The sequence below is a fragment of the Pseudomonas sp. 31-12 genome (assembly GCF_003151075.1).
In the GTDB taxonomy this organism is placed as follows: Bacteria; Pseudomonadota; Gammaproteobacteria; order Pseudomonadales; family Pseudomonadaceae; genus Aquipseudomonas.
The window spans coordinates 6,506,972-6,523,853 of record NZ_CP029482.1 but is presented as its reverse complement, the minus strand read 5'-3'; the positions used below and the strand labels follow the sequence as shown (position 1 = coordinate 6,523,853).

General features: G+C 59.9%; 15 protein-coding genes. 5 read left to right on the top strand and 10 right to left on the bottom strand.

Going from position 1 to position 16,882, the window contains the following annotated elements; genetic code table 11:
* Positions 1-99: 99 nt before the first annotated feature.
* Both DJ564_RS30900 and DJ564_RS30895 read right to left on the bottom strand, forming a co-directional pair.
* On the bottom strand, positions 100-1,476 hold the full coding sequence (locus DJ564_RS30900) for a GTPase/DUF3482 domain-containing protein (RefSeq protein WP_109635649.1): 1,377 nt from the start codon (positions 1,474-1,476) through the stop codon (positions 100-102).
* Positions 1,469-2,848 carry a DUF2868 domain-containing protein gene (locus DJ564_RS30895; RefSeq protein WP_109635648.1) on the bottom strand — a complete coding sequence of 460 codons (1,380 nt, stop codon included), beginning with the start codon at positions 2,846-2,848 and terminating at the stop codon, positions 1,469-1,471. The genes DJ564_RS30900 and DJ564_RS30895 overlap by 8 nt, the downstream gene beginning before the upstream one ends.
* An 85-nt stretch (positions 2,849-2,933) precedes the next feature.
* Between DJ564_RS30895 and DJ564_RS30890 the strand changes: the two genes are divergently transcribed.
* Complete coding sequence (locus DJ564_RS30890; protein ID WP_109635646.1) at positions 2,934-3,446, top strand: dihydrofolate reductase; 513 nt, start codon at positions 2,934-2,936, stop codon at positions 3,444-3,446.
* 122 nt (positions 3,447-3,568) lie between these two features.
* On the opposite strand, the gene DJ564_RS30885 is transcribed toward DJ564_RS30890, so the two are convergent.
* Positions 3,569-4,960, bottom strand: coding sequence for an L-cystine transporter (locus DJ564_RS30885; RefSeq protein ID WP_109635644.1), 1,392 nt, complete (start codon positions 4,958-4,960; stop codon positions 3,569-3,571).
* 242 nt (positions 4,961-5,202) lie between these two features.
* On the opposite strand from DJ564_RS30885, the gene DJ564_RS30880 reads away from it, so the two are divergent.
* Positions 5,203-6,258: a phosphorylcholine phosphatase gene (locus tag DJ564_RS30880; RefSeq protein WP_109635642.1), complete on the top strand. Its 1,056-nt coding sequence runs from the start codon at positions 5,203-5,205 to the stop codon at positions 6,256-6,258.
* A gap of 197 nt (positions 6,259-6,455) precedes the next feature.
* On the opposite strand, the gene ilvD is transcribed toward DJ564_RS30880, so the two are convergent.
* The 5 genes from ilvD to DJ564_RS30855 all read right to left on the bottom strand — a co-directional run bounded on the left by ilvD (position 6,456) and on the right by DJ564_RS30855 (position 13,433).
* Positions 6,456-8,297 carry a dihydroxy-acid dehydratase gene (ilvD, locus tag DJ564_RS30875; RefSeq protein ID WP_007945541.1) on the bottom strand — a complete coding sequence of 614 codons (1,842 nt, stop codon included), beginning with the start codon at positions 8,295-8,297 and terminating at the stop codon, positions 6,456-6,458.
* 258 nt (positions 8,298-8,555) lie between these two features.
* Complete coding sequence (locus tag DJ564_RS30870; RefSeq protein WP_109635640.1) at positions 8,556-9,764, bottom strand: multidrug effflux MFS transporter; 1,209 nt, start codon at positions 9,762-9,764, stop codon at positions 8,556-8,558.
* Entirely contained in the window at positions 9,757-10,734 is a 978-nt protein-coding gene (locus DJ564_RS30865; RefSeq protein WP_109635638.1) for a diiron oxygenase, read from the bottom strand. The genes DJ564_RS30870 and DJ564_RS30865 overlap by 8 nt, the downstream gene beginning before the upstream one ends.
* The gene (locus tag DJ564_RS30860) at positions 10,731-11,810 is read right to left on the bottom strand and encodes a SagB family peptide dehydrogenase (RefSeq protein WP_109635636.1); all 1,080 of its coding nucleotides are present in this window, start codon (positions 11,808-11,810) and stop codon (positions 10,731-10,733) included. The genes DJ564_RS30865 and DJ564_RS30860 overlap by 4 nt, the downstream gene beginning before the upstream one ends.
* A gap of 426 nt (positions 11,811-12,236) precedes the next feature.
* Positions 12,237-13,433 (bottom strand): class I SAM-dependent rRNA methyltransferase, encoded by a 1,197-nt coding sequence (locus tag DJ564_RS30855; RefSeq protein ID WP_003195152.1) that lies wholly within the window; start codon positions 13,431-13,433, stop codon positions 12,237-12,239.
* 310 nt (positions 13,434-13,743) lie between these two features.
* On the opposite strand from DJ564_RS30855, the gene DJ564_RS30850 reads away from it, so the two are divergent.
* Genes DJ564_RS30850 through DJ564_RS30840 form a run of 3 tightly spaced genes read left to right on the top strand, consistent with a single transcriptional unit; the run spans position 13,744 to position 15,795 of the window.
* Complete coding sequence (locus DJ564_RS30850; RefSeq protein ID WP_169857237.1) at positions 13,744-14,559, top strand: HDOD domain-containing protein; 816 nt, start codon at positions 13,744-13,746, stop codon at positions 14,557-14,559.
* A 45-nt stretch (positions 14,560-14,604) separates the two neighbouring features.
* Entirely contained in the window at positions 14,605-15,417 is an 813-nt protein-coding gene (gene mutM, locus DJ564_RS30845; RefSeq protein WP_109635635.1) for a bifunctional DNA-formamidopyrimidine glycosylase/DNA-(apurinic or apyrimidinic site) lyase, read from the top strand.
* Positions 15,418-15,471: 54 nt separating this feature from the next.
* The gene (locus DJ564_RS30840) at positions 15,472-15,795 is read left to right on the top strand and encodes a multidrug transporter (protein ID WP_109635633.1); all 324 of its coding nucleotides are present in this window, start codon (positions 15,472-15,474) and stop codon (positions 15,793-15,795) included.
* Between the two features lie 160 nt (positions 15,796-15,955).
* Here the strand turns inward: DJ564_RS30840 and DJ564_RS30835 are convergent, their stop codons facing one another.
* Positions 15,956-16,207: a YfhL family 4Fe-4S dicluster ferredoxin gene (locus DJ564_RS30835; RefSeq protein WP_048722619.1), complete on the bottom strand. Its 252-nt coding sequence runs from the start codon at positions 16,205-16,207 to the stop codon at positions 15,956-15,958.
* 102 nt (positions 16,208-16,309) lie between these two features.
* Entirely contained in the window at positions 16,310-16,789 is a 480-nt protein-coding gene (gene coaD / locus DJ564_RS30830) for a pantetheine-phosphate adenylyltransferase (RefSeq protein ID WP_109635631.1), read from the bottom strand.
* Positions 16,790-16,882 lie beyond the last annotated feature (93 nt).

Here is a 16,882-nt window from a genome sequence, read left to right as displayed (position 1 = left end):
CCATCGCTAGCAGGCTAGCTCCCACAGGGGAACGCATTCCAACTGTGGGAGCGAGCCTGCTCGCGATGAGGTCAGCCCAGGCACCACAATCACCAGGGTTTATAGCTGCTGCGCCAACGCCTCTATCTGCTCCTGCCGCTCCGCCTGACTCAACTTCGCCTGCGGATTCAGCGACGACCACTGCGGATGCGCCCGTGCTTTGTTCAAGGCTTCGGGCAGTTTGCCTTCGCGCCAGGTCTTGTCCTGCGGCGTGGCCACCTGGATGCTGTCCATCGCCGCATGCCCGCGCACGTTCAACGCTTGCAGCAACTGCCGCTGACGCAGGGCCAACAGCCGCAACACGCTGTCGTCGACCGTCAATTCTCGCTGACCTCTGATCTTGCTCATCAGCCGGCTGCCATAACTGCGCGCGGTTTGCAGGGCGCCGCCAGCAATCGCACCGGCCAGCGCCGCTGCGCCGAGGGTCAGGCCGCCCACCAGCAAGTCGACCCCGGCACCGGCGGCCGCACCGGCAGCGATACCGCCACCGACTCGAACACCCAATTGCTTGAGGGTTTCCGGGTTGAACAAATCATCGCCCCAACGGCCATCGAGCAGCGGCAGATCGCTGGCCGCTGCGTCCTGTGGGCGGAAGGCGTAGAGCTTGAGCAAGCCTTCAACGCAACGCTGCTCCCGTTGGCGAACGGCTTTGCGCAGTTCGCTGATCGCCTGCTGTTCCTGTTCCGCATCGCTGACCACACTGCGCCGGCACGCGGCGCAATCGATCAGCAACTCGGCAATCAACCGCGCCGCACTTTGCTGACGGGCCAGGCGTTGAGCCTGTTGATCGGCGATCAGGCGCTCCAGTTGTTCGCGGGAGTTTTCCAGCAACAGGGCGAGACTTTCATAGAGGCGACGCTCGCCATCCTCGGGCGGTGCAACGCTGTCGAAACGCACCAGGGCATGCAGGCCCAAGCGTGCCAGGGCTTCACGCCAATCCGGCTCGCGATGGTTGGCGCTACTGACGAAATTCAGTACCGGCAGCAGTGGTTTGCCGCAACTGGCCAGCACTTCCAGTTCGTCGCGGTACTTGGCCAGAACCGGCTCCCGGGCATCGATCACATACAGGCCGGCGTCCGAGGCGAGCAATTGCCGCAGCACTTTGGCTTCCTGTTCAAAGCGCTGGCGGGCTTCGCTGCCTTCGAGGAATCGGGCCAGCCGTGCCGGGCCGTCGAGGCGTTCGCCGGGACGTTCCAGGCGTTCGAGATAGTCGAGCAGGGCGATGGCGTCTTCAAGGCCAGGCGTGTCGTAGAGATCGAGCAACGGCTCGCCGTCCACCGACAACCGCGCGCCTTCGACGTGGCGGGTGGTGCTGGGGCGATGGGACACTTCGCCGAAACCGACATCCCGGGTGAGGGTGCGCAGCAACGAGGTTTTGCCGACGTTGGTGTGGCCGACCACCGCCAGTTTCAAAGGCGCTTTCCAGGCATTAGTCATGACCGGTCTCCAGCCAGTTCACAGGCACGCAATCGGCGAATGGCAGGTCCAGCTGTTGCAGCGCCACATGCCAGTCGCCGAGGCGTTCGGCATCCAGTGCTTCGCCGGGCGGCGCTTGCAGCAACCAGACACGGGTGGCGGCGGCATTGCGCGCCAGTTCGGCGATCAGGGCCAGGCTGCCACGGTCCGGTGAGCGACGCGGATCGCAGGCAATCGCCAGGCGTGCCGGAGGAAAACGGCTCAGCTGTTCGAGCAGTTTGTTGCGCGACTCGCGGCTGTCGAGAATGCCTGCGTTGTTCACGGTTTTCGGCAGTGGCGGCGGCCACGGGCGTTGATCGTCCAGCTCGATGGCCACCAGCAACGCGCCGTCGCTTTGCTGCTCACTGACGCCGCTTTCGACGCGATGCAGTTGCGCAGGCGCGGCATCGCTGATGCCGAGGCGTTCGCTGGTGGGCATCAGGCGTTCGCGCAGTTGGGCATAACCGGGCAGGTTCAAATCCAGGCGCAACGCGGCTTGGCCGGAGGTCCAGCGCCAGCGGCAGAACAGCGCCAGCAGTAGACGCGGCAACACGCCGTAGACCAGCAACACGCCGACCAGCCATGCGGCCCAGGCCTGACGGGCGCTTTCGATGTTCAGCGCTGCATCGCCACTGGCGCGGATCATCTCCACGCTCGGTACGCTGAAACCGAGCAAGGCCGGCAGCGCGCCGAGAGCCTGGGTCATGGCGACGAAGGTGTCGCCGCGCAGAATGGTGGTTTCCCAGACAAAGCCGTAGCGCCGGGTCGCCATCAACGTCAGCAAGATTGCCAGGGCGCTGAGCATCGCCAGCAACCACAAGCCGTTGACCAGCGCGCCGATCGCCCAGCGATTGAGTTTGCGTCGCTGCAATAACAGCAGCAGGGCCGGCGCCAGTTGCGCGGCTTTGGCATCGCGAGCGAGTTTTTCGCTGAGCCACAGCCACAAGCGTCCGAGGCTGGCGCCGTGTTCACCGGCAAACACCAGGCCCAATGCCCAGCTCAACAGCAGAATCAGATTGAGCCCCAGCAGACTGCCCAGGGCCCAGAACACATTCACCGGTGTCTGGCCGTCACCCAGCGCGGCGAATGCCAGGCCCGCGCCACTGACGATGGCCAGCACTGCCATGACGATCAGCGCCAGTCGCGCGCCTTGCAGCCAATGTTTGAGGGCGTCGGCCAAGCCGTCGCGTTCGGCCAGCCACACCGCCCGACGCTGAATCCGCGTCGGCAGGTCGCCGCCGGCGCTGCGGGCCAGTCGGTTGGCTTCCAGATCATCCAGGGGGCCGGCGTGTTCTTCACGCAGGCGCACCGTCTCGGTCAGCCAGAGGTTTTGCAGTGGAGTCAGTTCCGTCACGCGGCATCCCGTCGCTCAAATGAGCTGTGAGCATAACCGCTGTGGCGCTTATCGGGGTACGGGAGGCTCTGGTATCCTCGCCGGCATGACTAAATCACTTCCCCTCAGCCTGATCGCAGCCCTCGGTGAAAACCGTGTGATCGGCGTCGACAACAGCATGCCCTGGCACTTGCCGGGGGACTTCAAATACTTCAAGGCCACCACCCTCGGCAAGCCGATCATCATGGGTCGCAAGACCTGGGATTCCCTCGGTCGTCCGCTGCCGGGCCGGTTGAACATCGTGGTCAGCCGTCAGGCGGACCTGGTGCTGGAAGGCGCGGAAGTTTATCCGTCGCTGGAGGCGGCCGTGGTTCGCGCGCAGGAATGGGCGAACGAGCAGGGCGTCGATGAGGTGATGTTGATTGGCGGGGCGCAGTTATATGCGCAGGGGTTGGCGCAGGCGGATCGGCTGTATTTGACGCGCGTGGCGTTGAGCCCGGAAGGGGACGCGTGGTTTCCGGAGTTTGATTTGACGCAGTGGACATTGGTGTCCAACACCCCGAATCCGGCTGAAGGCGACAAACCAGCGTACAACTTTGAAGTTTGGGAAAAGGCCTGAAAGCATCGCCAGCAGGCTGGCTCCCACAGTGGGTTTGAGGTGAAACACAGATTGTGTGAACACCCCAAATCCCTGTGGGAGCCAGCCTGCTGGCGATGAGGCCAGATCAGGCGCTGAAGAATTTAAGCGTGCGCCAACTCCGCATGCTCATCCGCCCCCAGCAGCTCTTTATCCGTCTGCTGCATCATCTGGCTGGTAATCGCCCCCGCCGTAATCGAACCACTCACGTTCAACGCCGTGCGGCCCATATCGATCAGCGGCTCAACCGAAATCAGCAGCGCCACCAATGACACCGGCAAACCCATCGCCGGCAGCACGATCAGCGCAGCAAACGTCGCGCCACCGCCCACGCCCGCCACACCGGCCGAACTCAAGGTCACAATCGCCACCAGCGTCGCGATCCACAGCGGGTCCAGCGGGTTGATGCCGACAGTCGGCGCCACCATCACCGCCAACATCGCCGGGTACAGACCGGCACAGCCGTTCTGGCCAATGGTCGCGCCGAACGAAGCGGCGAAACTGGCGATGGACTGCGGGATACCCAGGCGGCTGGTCTGCGCTTCGATGCTCAGCGGAATCGTCGCCGCGCTCGAACGGCTGGTGAACGCAAACGTCAGCACCGGCCAGATCTTGCGGAAGAACCGCAGCGGGTTGATCCCGGCCGCCGACACCAGCAGGCCATGGACCACAAACATCAGGCCCAGGCCGATGTAGGAAACCACCACAAAACTGCCGAGCTTGATGATGTCTTGCAGGTTGGAACCGGCGACCACTTTGGTCATCAGCGCCAGGACGCCGTACGGGGTCAGCTTCATCACCAGACGCACCAGACGCATCACCCAGGCCTGCAGGGTGTCGATTGCGTTGATCACTTTCTGACCTTTCTCGACGTCATCCTTGAGCAGTTGCAGCGCCGCGACACCGAGGAACGCCGCGAAGATCACCACGCTGATGATCGAGGTCGGCTTGGCGCGGGCGAGGTCGGCGAACGGGTTTTGCGGAATGAATGACAGCAGCAGCTGCGGCACATTCAGGTCGGCAACCTTGCCCGCATAATCGTTCTGAATGGCTTGCAGACGGGCCATTTCCTGTGTTCCGGCCACCAGGCCTTCGGCGGTCAGACCGAAGAGGTTGGTCAGGCCGATACCGATCAGCGCCGCGATGGCAGTGGTGAACAACAGCGTGCCGATGGTCAGGAAGCTGATCTTGCCCAGCGACGAGGCGTTGTGCAGACGGGCCACGGCGCTGAGGATCGAGGCGAACACCAGCGGGATGACGATCATTTGCAGCAACTGCACGTAACCGTTGCCCACCAGATCGAACCAGCCGATCGAGGCTTTCAGCACCGGGTTGCCGGCACCGTAAATCGTGTGCAGCGCCACACCGAACACCACGCCCAACACCAATGCGAGCAGGACTTTTTTAGCTAAGCTCCACGCCGTATGACGGGTTTGCGCCAAGCCAAAGAGCAGGGCGAGGAATACCAGCAGATTGAGGATCAGCGGCAGATTCATGTGAACTCCGAGAGAGACTTGTGCCAGCCACCTTCCGGGGCAGCTGCGAACCGGCAAGCCTAACAGCTTGATTTGCAATGAATTAATACCGAAAACGTATGGAATCCGTCGTTTTTGGAATAAGCCGATGTCGTTGTCGGGGATGCACTTGGCGTGAAAGGGACGTGAGCAGTCGCTGGCAGACGAGAGCTGTCACACTTATTTGTTAGCGTCGATATCTTTGGATCAGGGAGAAACCGCCGATGAAGCTCGCACCGAAATTTCTGGCTGCCGCACTGTGTCTTGGACTTGCCGGCCAAGCCTTTGCCACGGATTTGAAACACTGGCCAGCCGATCAGGCCAAGGCGCTGGACGCGATGATTGCGGCCAACGCCAACAAAGGTAACTACGCGGTGTTCGACATGGACAACACCAGTTACCGCTACGACCTCGAAGAGTCGTTGCTGCCGTACATGGAAAACAAGGGCCTGATCACCCGCGAGAAACTCGACCCCTCCCTGAAACTGATTCCGTTCAAGGACACCGCCGACCATAAGGAAAGCCTGTTCAGCTACTACTATCGCCTCTGCGAACTCGACGACATGGTTTGCTATCCATGGGTCGCCCAAGTGTTCTCCGGTTTCACCCTCCAGGAACTCAAAGGCTACGTCGATGAGCTGATGGCTTCGGGCAAACCAGTGCCGGCCACTTATTACGAAGGCGATGTGGTGAAGAACCTCGACGTCAACCCGCCGAAAATCTTCACCGGTCAGAAAGAGCTCTACAACAAGCTGATGGAGAACGGCATCGAGGTCTACGTGATGACCGCCGCCTCCGAAGAGCTGGTGCGCATGGTCGCTTCCGATCCGAAGTACGGCTACAACGTGAAACCGCAAAACGTCATTGGTGTGAGTCTGTTGCTCAAGGACCCGAAGTCGGGCGAGTTGACCACGGCACGCAAGCAAATCACCGCGGGCAAGTATGACGAGAAAGCCAACCTCGGCCTCGAACTGACCCCGTACCTGTGGACCCCGGCAACCTGGATGGCGGGTAAACAAGCGGCGATCCTGACCTATATCGATGAATGGAAAAAACCGGTGCTGGTGGGCGGCGACACTCCGACCAGCGACGGTTTCATGCTGTTCCACAGCGTCGACGTGGCCAAGGGCGGCATCCACTTGTGGGTCAACCGCAAGGACAAATACATGACCCAGATTAACGGCATGATGGCCAAGCACGCCGCGGCTCAGGCCAAGGAAGGGTTACCCGTGACGGCGGACAAGAACTGGGTGATCGTCAAGCCTGAAGAAATTCAGTAAGCGAGGCCAAGCTCACTCTCACTGGCAACACGGAACAAATGTGGGAGCGGGCTTGCTCGCGAAGAGGTCGTCACATCCGACATTGATGTCGACTGATACACCGCTTTCACGAGCAAGCCCGCTCCCACATTTGACCGAGTTGGCCACAAAAAAATGCCCCGCGCTTGGCGGGGCATTTTTTGTTCAACGGTTAAGACTTACAGCCCGTCGAGCATCGCCTTGTTACGCACGGCACCCTTGTCGGCGCTGGTTGCCAGCAGAGCGTAGGCCTTCAGCGCAGTGGTCACTTTACGCGGACGTTTTTCCACAGGCTTCCAGCCTTTCTGATCCTGCTCGGCGCGGCGCCCGGCCATTTCTTCGTCGCTGATCAACAGGTTGATCGAGCGGTTCGGAATGTCGATCAGCACTTTGTCGCCGTCCTGCACCAGACCAATCGCGCCGCCTGCAGCGGCTTCTGGCGAAGCGTGGCCGATGGACAGGCCCGAGGTGCCGCCGGAGAAGCGACCGTCGGTGAGCAGGGCGCAGGCTTTGCCCAAGCCTTTGGATTTCAGGTACGACGTCGGGTAGAGCATTTCCTGCATGCCCGGGCCGCCTTTCGGGCCTTCGTAACGGATGATCACGATGTCGCCGGCTTTTACTTCGTCAGCGAGGATGCCGCGTACGGCGCTGTCCTGGCTTTCGAAGATTTTCGCGTTGCCTTCGAACACGTGGATCGATTCGTCGACGCCTGCGGTTTTCACCACGCAACCATCCAGCGCGATGTTGCCGTAGAGAACGGCCAGGCCGCCTTCTTTCGAGTAGGCGTGTTCGACGCTCCGGATGCAGCCGTTTTCACGGTCGTCGTCCAGGGTTTCCCAGCGGGTCGACTGGCTGAACGCGGTTTGTGTCGGGATGCCCGCAGGGCCGGCCTTGAAGAAGTGATGCACGGCTTCGTCGTCGGTCTGGGTGATGTCCCACTTGGCAATGCCTTCGGCCAGGGTTTTGCTGTGCACGGTCGGCAGGTCGGTGTGCAGCAGACCTCCACGGGCCAGGGAACCGAGGATGCTGAAGATCCCGCCGGCACGGTGCACGTCTTCCATGTGGTACTTCTGGATGTTCGGCGCGACTTTGCACAGTTGCGGCACGTGGCGGGAGAGACGGTCGATGTCGCGCAGGTCGAAATCGATCTCGGCTTCCTGGGCGGCGGCCAGCAAATGCAGGATGGTGTTGGTGGAGCCGCCCATGGCGATGTCCAGGGTCATGGCGTTTTCGAACGCCTTGAAGTTGGCAATGTTGCGCGGCAATACCGATTCGTCGTTCTCGCCGTAATAACGTTTGCACAACTCGACGATGGTGCGACCGGCCTGCAGGAACAGCTGTTCGCGGTCGCTGTGGGTGGCCAGGGTCGAACCGTTGCCCGGCAACGCCAGGCCCAGGGCTTCGACCAGGCAGTTCATCGAGTTGGCGGTGAACATGCCGGAGCACGAACCACAGGTCGGGCAGGCGCTGCGCTCGTACTCAGCGACTTTCTCGTCAGAAGCGCTGGAGTCGGCGGCGATGACCATGGCGTCGACGAGGTCGAGACCGTGGCTGGCCAGTTTGGTCTTGCCGGCTTCCATCGGGCCGCCGGAAACGAAGATCACCGGGATGTTCAGGCGCAGAGACGCCATCAGCATGCCGGGGGTGATCTTGTCGCAGTTGGAAATGCAGACGATGGCGTCGGCGCAGTGGGCGTTGACCATGTACTCGACGGAGTCAGCGATGATCTCGCGGCTCGGCAGCGAATAGAGCATGCCGTCGTGACCCATGGCGATGCCGTCATCCACGGCGATGGTGTTGAATTCTTTCGCTACACCACCGGCGCGTTCGATTTCGCGGGCGACCAGCTGGCCGAGGTCCTTGAGGTGGACGTGGCCCGGTACGAATTGGGTGAACGAGTTGGCAATGGCGATGATCGGCTTTTTGAAGTCGTCATCTTTCATCCCCGTGGCGCGCCACAGTGCGCGGGCGCCGGCCATGTTGCGGCCATGGGTGGATGTTTTCGAGCGGTAATCAGGCATGAAGCACTCCGGGCGGCTAATCAGGTATCAAAAGGGAAGTGAGCTTCTATTGACGTCTGGAACACCCAGAAATGGCCGTGTGTCCGGAAGTTGCCGATAACTTTGCGGGATCGCCGCGCGCTTCAGCTTGAGCTCATAAACCCGCCGGGGGATGACTGGCGATGAATGTCGCGATTCTACACGGCTGGCGTCAGGAGGGAATGCCGGGAAGCGTTGATCCGGCGCTGACACAACGTGCGGGATGACGACTGGCAGGTTTCAGCCCGGGTTCAGCGCCAGATGCCGTCGTGTAATCAGTACATTCAAGCCGAGACCCGTGGCACTCAAGGTCAGGAAGCACAGGGCCAGCGCTGTGGTCAAATCTTCGGAGGCGAGGTTGATCACCACGCTGATCACGCCGCCGGACATGAAAATCAACACGCCGCCGACCGATGTAGAGGTTCCGGCATTCTGTGGGTAGAGACTCATGGCTTTGGAGTTGGCGATGGGTCTGGCAATGGTGGTGCCTGCCGTACAAATCAGCATGGGTATCAGCACCACCGCCGCAGTGAGCCCGAACTGTTCCGCCAACCACAGCATGACCAGCCCGGACAAAGCGATCAGTACCAGGCCAATGACTATCTGCGTGTTGGCCTGCAGCCGCCGATGCAGGGCGCTGGCGACAATCCCTCCAAACACATAGGCCACGCCATACAGCAGCAACGCCCAGGCAAACTCGTAAGGTGAAAGCGCCAGCCGCTCCATGAAAATGATTGGTGAAGTGACGATGAACGAGAAATGGCAGGCGAAGGCCAAGGCTGAAATCAACCAGTAACCCATGAAACGAACATCCGAGCACACCCGCCAATAGGCACTGAAAATTCGTTCAGGTGTCGGGTTGTGCAGGTGCGAGTTTTCCCTGAGCAGGAAAAAGGCTTTAAGCCAGACAATGACAGCCAGGGTGATAAACACATAAAAGCTGCCCTGCCAGCCCAACTGCAATTGCAACCACGTCCCCAGCAGCGGCGAAATCGAAATGAACACCCCGCCGCCGGTCACCATCCAGATTCTGATTCGCTCCTGTTCCTTGCCAACGAACAGATCCTGAACCAGTGCCTGTGACAGGACGAACGATCCGCAACCCACGGCCTGGATCACCCGAAAGAACAGAAACCAGCTGTACTCGCGGGACGCCACGCACCCCGCCGCACCGATCACCGCGATTGCGATACCGGCCAGTAGCAGCTTCTTGCGCCCCCACAAGTCTGACAGCGGTCCGACCAGCACCACGGATAACGCCAGGCCAATGGCGAACAGGCTGACGGACAGGGCGATATCGGACGGCGAGGTCCGAAAGTAGTCGGAAAGATCGGGAAAGGACGGAAGCACCACATCCAGGGGGAAAACGCCTAGCAGTGTCATGGTCATCAACAGAATGACCATGACACGATGTTGTGCGACACGGGCTACACGGTTTCTGTCATTCATCGAGAAGCCCTGCCCTGTAGAAAAGTTGCCGATTGGCAGGCAGATCGAAGAAGCCCGCTTTTTTCATGGCGTCCAGCGTGGCACTTGCACCCGACCGGGCGCGCAGGCGCTGTGCTTGCGGGCCGGTCAGATCACAAAGGATTTGCGCGACAGACGTTTCGCTCAGGCTGGCGCTGCACAGGCTTTCGCCAAGCCAGCGTTCATCGACTTCAAAGAAAACCAGCAGGATTTCCAGGAGCAGCCTGGCGGTGAACGTGCGTTGGCCGCAGCTCAGTTGCAACCACAGATAATGGAATACTTCGCAAAAGTAGCGACTGTGCCGTGCCTCGTCGGCAAGGTGGTCCCGAAGCATTTCCTGAACGCTACTGACCAATGTGTCGCGGCAAACGTCGAGCAGTTCCTTGGCAATAATCGTTTCCGAGACGAAGCCGACGAGAAACCACGCCAGTGCCTTGTGCTTGTCCGGTGTGCGGTCGATCAGGGCGTTCAGCCGGGCAATCCGCTGGGGCATGACCGGGCGATCAGTCATGCCGTAAATGTCGGCAATCTGCTCGGCGAGGGTGTTGGAGAACAGCGCGTGATAAGCCTCGTCGGTGTAAAGCTGCAGCGCGGCGGTTTTCATCCGAGGGGGGATGGAAATACCCAGTTCGTTGTGGACGATGGTTTCCACGGATCGGTTGACGATGCGGTGTTCGAGCAGGGTGGTGTAGTCGAGGAAATACACCAGATGATTGGCGGTCAGGCGATGAACAATCGAACTGCCGGCCGCTTTGACCGCCGGGTGTTTCAGGTAAGGCAAAAAGGATGGCGGAAACCAGTGGCGGGTTTCCAGTTGCCGTCCCAGGTCCGAGGGCAGTTGATAGGCGTGGTCGCTGATGCGCACCGAGGCCCGGGTATTCCAGTCTCCAAGCGTGAAACGATTGGCCCATGAGGCGGGGTAGGACGCAGGGTCGTTGAGGGGCTCGGTCATTGTTCCTGCTCCCGATCGCTCAGCAGCGCTTTCAACTCCTTGCACATCACTTGTCCGTCGCTCTGGCCGCAGCCGACAAAAAACAGTGGTTGCTCTGCACTGTCTTCAAGTCCCAACAGCGCTTCGACCCGATCATCGGTCAAGGCGCCGGTCAGCCAGGTGTTCAACCCCAGCGAAGTGGCCGCCAGTTGAAAGGTCTGAGAAATGTGGCCGGCTTCGACGTAGGCCATTCGGTAGGCCCGTGAGTGCTCGTACTTCCACCACAGCTTGTCGAATCGACTGGTGATGAACAGGCCTGCGGGCAGGTTATTGATGAAGTGTTGCCCGCACATCAATTGCCCCAAAGGCTCTGCGGGCAGCGGATTGACGAAACTCAGTGCGTGCCCGGCGGGGTGGTAGGCGTAGAGGCCGGGTTGCAGGTCGCTTACGTTTTGCGCCAGGAGAAAGCCTTCGCAGGCATTCAGTCCGCCACCGGACGGGCTGCTTCGCCGGGCGCCGAGACCTTCGACGATGCTTTCGTCGATGTCGTTTTCGCGCTCATGCAGATAGCCGAGGGACAGGTACAGCAATGTACTCACGGCTTCGAGGGAAACCGCTTCACCGGTGAACGTGCGGCAGGTTTTGCGATTGACCAAGGCATTTGCCAGGGAGCCTTCCGGCAGGCAGGAAGGTTTTGGCAGGGCAATCAGCTCGCCACCCAAGCGTTCCGAGCGCCTGGCTTTCGGCGAGGGTGTGCTCAGCACGTCGGTGCAATGATCAAGGTATTGTTTTGACCATTCATTAATATTTTGCGGGATGTGTTCGCAAGGAATGTTCTTGGTGCCGATATGAAATATCTTCGAGAGTTCGTCCCAGCCCCATTCAATATTGTCTACTGTTGCTGTTGTCAGTATTCCAGCGCTAAGTAACTGGGTGTCAATTGTATTGCGTTCGTTGAACTTTTTTGGGTTGTCGACAAGTTCTGCCAGACGGGTGGAATATTTGAGGTTCAGTTCAAACTGCTTGTGATTCTTGTAATCCCAAACTATTTGACCGGGCGTACGAGGAAGTATGAATAAGTGAGGGCTGATCTGCATGATGGGCGTTTCGCTCTGGGCAAGGCCATGGAAAACGCTGGGTAGCCGGCACTCCCCAGCGTCTCATTTACTTAGCGGGCTTTAGGGGCAACCAGAAAAGCCAGGTTGGCGATGCTGTTAACTTCCAGAGTAATTGCTTTCATTTGGAACTCCTTGTAATTGAAAGTGAGTGTCACTTCGTTGTGACACGCTTAATCATAGAGCGTAATGAGCGCTTATCAAGGCGATATTGGGTAGGAAACTTCCAGTAATTTTGTCGGAATGATCAAGGGTGTGAACAAGTTTTGTCAGTCGTATTCTTTAAAGTTAAAGATGCAGAGAAACGTCCTGCAAGTTTGTAGGATCGCAAGTGTAGGAAGTTTGAGGGTGGGTCAGTAACAGATAATAAAGCGGGGAGCCGGCTGGCTCCCCGTCAAACCGGTGTCATCAGCTGTTTGGCAGCAACCGGCAGGTGATGCTCTTGATGTAGCGGGTTTCGGCAATGGCTGGGTGAACCGGGTGATCCGGGCCCTGACCGCCGCGCTCGAGCATCTGGATGTTGCGGTCCAGATGACGAGCGCTGGTCAGCAGAATGTTCTGCAGATCGTCTTCCGGCAGGTGCATCGAGCACGATGCACTGACCAGGATGCCGTCCTTGCTGAGCAGGCGCATGGCTTGCTCGTTCAGGCGACGGTAGGCGCCTTCACCGTTCTTCATGTCTTTCTTGCGTTTGATGAAGGCGGGCGGGTCGGCAACGATCACGTCAAAGCGTTCTTCGCTGGCTTTCAGCTCTTTTAGGGCTTCGAACACGTCGCCTTCGATGCAGGTCATTTTCTCGGCGAAACCGTTCAGCGCGGCGTTGCGCTCGACGCCATCGAGGGCGAAGGCCGAGGCATCGACGCAGAAGACTTCACTGGCACCGAACGCGGCCGCTTGCACACCCCAGCCGCCGATGTAGCTGTACAGATCCAGCACGCGTTTGCCTTTGGCATAAGGGGCCAGGCGCGCGCGGTTCATGCGGTGGTCGTAGAACCAGCCGGTTTTCTGACCCTGGATGACCGGGGCTTCGAATTTCACGCCGTTCTCTTCCAGCGCGACCCACTCCGGCACCAGGCCGAACACGGTTTCGACATAACGGTTGAGGCCTTCGGCGTCACGGGCGGCGGAATCATTCTTGAACAGAATGCCGCTTGGCTTGAGCACTTGGGTCAGTGCGGCGATCACGTCTTCTTTATGGGCTTCCATGGTCGCCGAAGCGATCTGCACCACAAGGATGTCGCCGAAACGATCGACCACCAGACCTGGCAGCAGGTCGGAGTCGCCGTAGACCAGGCGATAGAACGGCTTGTCGAACAGCCGATCGCGCAGGGACAGCGCAACGTTCAGGCGATGGACCAGCAGCGACTTGTCCAGCGGCAACTTGATGTCGCGCGACAGCAGGCGGGCGCAAATCAAGTTGTTCGGGCTCATGGCCACGATGCCAAGCGTCTTGCCGCCGGCGGCTTCGAGGATCGCCTGGTCGCCGGCTTGAAAACCGTGCAAAGGGGTCGCCGCTACATCGATTTCGTTGCTGTAGACCCACAAGTGGCCGTTTCGCAGGCGACGGTCGGCGTTGGCTTTGAGGCGCAGGCTAGGCAGGGACATGACGTCGCTCCGGAAAAAAGAGCGGGAGTATAGCGTGTTGAGAGTTGTGGCGGGCTGGGTGGGCGATGAAACGCTGATGACGCCTTCGCGAGCAAGCCCGCTCCCACAGGGTTAGCGCATGACCTGGAGCGAGCCTGCTCGCGAAGGCGATTTTGAATGCAGCGCCAACGATGAAACTTTCGCCAATGTGTCGGCCGGTGTGTCGGATCCAACTTTATAAAGGTTAGAATCGCCCCCTGGCCCAGAGTGTGTACTTATGTCCCAAGAGCTGACTTCCGAACAGATTCAACAGTCCCTGCAAGGCATCAGCGTGCCTGCCCAGCCGCAAATCATGGTGGATTTGCAGATGGAGCAGTACATGCCCGACCCGGATCTGGAAGTGATCGCGAAGCTGATCTCCCAGGACCCGGGGCTCTCTGGCGCCTTGCTGAAGATCGTCAACTCGCCGTATTACGGCTTGAGTAACAAGATCGCCTCGATCCAGCGCGCGGTGAACCTGCTGGGCAGCCGTTCGATCATCAACCTGATCAACGCGCAGTCGATCAAGGGCGAGATGAATGACGACACCATCGTCACCCTGAATCGGTTCTGGGATACCGCTCAGGACGTGGCGATGACCTGCCTGACCCTGGCCAAGCGCATCGGCGCCCAGGCCGGCGATGAAGCCTACGCGCTGGGGCTGTTCCACGACTGCGGCGTGCCGCTGATGTTGCAGCGTTTCCCCAATTACATGACCGTCCTGGAAGAGGCCTACGCTAACGCCAGCGCCGAATGCCGGGTGGTCGACACCGAGAACCGGGTGTTCAACACCAACCACGCGGTGGTCGGTTATTACACGGCCAAGTCCTGGCGCCTGCCGGAGCATGTGACCGCCGCGATCGCCAATCACCACAACGCCCTGGCGATCTTCAGCGACGAGTCTTCGCGCAATGCCCAGCTCAAGAACCTGCTGGCGATCCTGAAAATGGCCGAGCACATTTGTGCGTCTTACCGGGTGCTGGGTAATCAGACCGAAGACCACGAATGGAACAGCATCGGGCATCTGGTGCTCGATTATGTCGGCCTTTCGGACTACGACTTCGAGACCCTCAAGCAAACGATTCGCGACCTCGGCGCTCACCGCTGAGCATCGACTGCTTCATTTATTCGAGAGCCCTGATTCGAGAACACCATGCCTGAACTGCCGGAAGTCGAAACCACCCGCCGCGGGATTGCGCCGCACCTGGAAGGCCAGCGCGTCAGCCGGGTAATCGTGCGTGACCGCCGCTTGCGCTGGCCGATTCCTGAAGACCTGGATGTGCGCCTGTCCGGCCAGCGCATCGTGCTGGTGGAACGGCGGGCCAAGTACCTGTTGATCAATGCCGAAGTCGGCACGCTGATCAGCCATTTGGGCATGTCGGGCAATCTGCGACTGGTGGAAGTCGGTATGCCGGCGGCCAAGCATGAGCACGTGGACATCGAACTCGAGTCCGGGCTGGCCCTGCGTTATACCGACCCGCGTCGGTTCGGCGCGATGCTTTGGAGCCTCGATCCGCTCAACCATGAACTGCTGATTCGCCTGGGGCCGGAGCCGTTGACCGACCTGTTTGATGGCGATCGCTTGTTCCAGCAGTCTCGCGGACGATCCATGGCGGTCAAGCCGTTCATCATGGATAACGCGGTGGTGGTCGGCGTCGGCAATATTTATGCGACCGAAGCGCTGTTCGCCGCCGGCATCGACCCGCGTCGTGAAGCCAAGAGCATTTCCCGAGCGCGCTATTTGAAACTGGCGATCGAGATCAAACGTATTCTGGCTGCCGCCATCGAGCGTGGCGGCACGACGTTGCGGGACTTTATCGGCGGCGACGGTCAGCCGGGGTATTTCCAGCAGGAATTGTTCGTCTACGGACGTGGCAGTCAACCGTGCAAAGTCTGTGGCACCGAGCTGCGGGAAGTGAAACTGGGGCAGCGCGCCAGCGTCTTTTGCCCACGCTGCCAGAGCTGATACGACCTACGGTCTATAGTCAGTGTTCTCACTGCCTAGCCGAAGGATCGTGTCATGAACTCGTTTCGAACCCTTGTTTTTGCGCTGCTGCTGAGCGTCGGTGCGCCCGCGCTGGCGGCAAGTAGCGGCAGCGGTGACCCGCGCTATACCATCCAGAATCCCCCGGCCTACGCCATGCTCGGCGACTTATTGATCGCCCGACCCTTGCTGGTCGTGGCGACGGTGATCGGTGCCGGGGCGTTTGTGGTGTCGTTGCCGTTTACCGCGCTGGGTGGCGGAGTTGGCGATGCGGGGCAGGCGTTGGTGGTTGATCCGGCGAGGGCTGCGTTTGTAAGGTGCCTGGGGTGTATCGGGGAGGGGTTTGAGCAGCGGGAGTGAATCAGTTACATCTTCGGTGTACCTGATGGCCTCATCGCGAGCAGGCTCGCTCCCACATTTGATTTGTGTTGTGAATCAAATGATGTGAACACCACAAGTCCACTGTGGGAGCGAGCCTGCTCGCGATGAGGCCGGCACAGGCGCTACAAAAAAGCCTGCCTCAAGCCTTCCCGGTAATAACCCGATACTTGGCCATCAACTGCTCTTCAGTCTCCGGATGTGCTTCATCCAGTGGAATGCAATCCACCGGGCACACTTGCTGGCACTGAGGCTCGTCGTAGTGGCCGACACACTGCGTGCACAGGTTCGGGTCGATCACGTAGATCTCTTCGCCTTGGGAAATGGCGGCGTTCGGGCACTCGGGTTCGCAGACGTCGCAGTTGATGCAATCGTCGGTGATGATCAGGGACATGCTAACTCCAGCCGGGGCGCAAGGCCCGGGCGCAATAAACCAATGCGCGCAATTGTGCCGCATTGGCGCCCACAGTGCACGCGGGCGCCGCTTGAGCGGTCGTTACTTCTTGAAGCGTTCGGTGAGGGCATCCGCCACCGCAGGGTGGACGAACTTGGTGATATCGCCGCCCAACGCTGCGATTTCACGGACCAGCGTGGAGGAAATGAACGAATAACGCTCGGACGGGGTAAGAAACAGACTTTCCACATCCGGCGCCAGTTGGCGGTTCATGTTGGCCAGCTGAAATTCGTATTCGAAGTCCGACACCGCGCGCAAGCCACGCAGGAACACGTTGGCGTTCTTCTCTTTGGCAAAGTGCGCCAGCAACGTCGAGAAGCCGACGACTTCAACGTTCGGCAGATGTTTAGTGACCTCGCGGGCCAGCGCCACTCGTTGTTCCAGGGGAAACAACGGGTTTTTCTTCGGGCTGGCAGCGACGGCGATGATCACATGATCGAACAGGCGCGCGGCGCGTTCGACCAAGTCGCCATGGCCCTTGGTAATAGGGTCGAAGGTACCTGGGTACAACACTCGGTTCATCGCGTCGTCCTGGCGGGAGTCCGTTGGGGAGTCGGATGGTATCGCAGCCTTCCCGGTCGGCCAAGTCGCCTGTTGGGTAAGAAAGCACTATAG

Bases quoted from the DNA above. Each gene is read 5' to 3' on its own strand.
- DJ564_RS30900 (WP_109635649.1), bottom strand. From the start codon at position 1,476: ATGACTAATGCCTGGAAAGCGCCTTTGAAACTGGCGGTGGTCGGCCAC.
- DJ564_RS30890 (WP_109635646.1), top strand. From the start codon at position 2,934: ATGACTAAATCACTTCCCCTCAGCCTGATCGCAGCCCTCGGTGAAAAC.
- DJ564_RS30885 (WP_109635644.1), bottom strand. From the start codon at position 4,960: ATGAATCTGCCGCTGATCCTCAATCTGCTGGTATTCCTCGCCCTGCTC.
- DJ564_RS30880 (WP_109635642.1), top strand. From the start codon at position 5,203: ATGAAGCTCGCACCGAAATTTCTGGCTGCCGCACTGTGTCTTGGACTT.
- ilvD (WP_007945541.1), bottom strand. From the start codon at position 8,297: ATGCCTGATTACCGCTCGAAAACATCCACCCATGGCCGCAACATGGCC.
- DJ564_RS30870 (WP_109635640.1), bottom strand. From the start codon at position 9,764: ATGAATGACAGAAACCGTGTAGCCCGTGTCGCACAACATCGTGTCATG.
- DJ564_RS30865 (WP_109635638.1), bottom strand. From the start codon at position 10,734: ATGACCGAGCCCCTCAACGACCCTGCGTCCTACCCCGCCTCATGGGCC.
- DJ564_RS30860 (WP_109635636.1), bottom strand. From the start codon at position 11,810: ATGCAGATCAGCCCTCACTTATTCATACTTCCTCGTACGCCCGGTCAA.
- DJ564_RS30855 (WP_003195152.1), bottom strand. From the start codon at position 13,433: ATGTCCCTGCCTAGCCTGCGCCTCAAAGCCAACGCCGACCGTCGCCTG.
- mutM (WP_109635635.1), top strand. From the start codon at position 14,605: ATGCCTGAACTGCCGGAAGTCGAAACCACCCGCCGCGGGATTGCGCCG.
- DJ564_RS30840 (WP_109635633.1), top strand. From the start codon at position 15,472: ATGAACTCGTTTCGAACCCTTGTTTTTGCGCTGCTGCTGAGCGTCGGT.
- DJ564_RS30835 (WP_048722619.1), bottom strand. From the start codon at position 16,207: ATGTCCCTGATCATCACCGACGATTGCATCAACTGCGACGTCTGCGAA.
- coaD (WP_109635631.1), bottom strand. From the start codon at position 16,789: ATGAACCGAGTGTTGTACCCAGGTACCTTCGACCCTATTACCAAGGGC.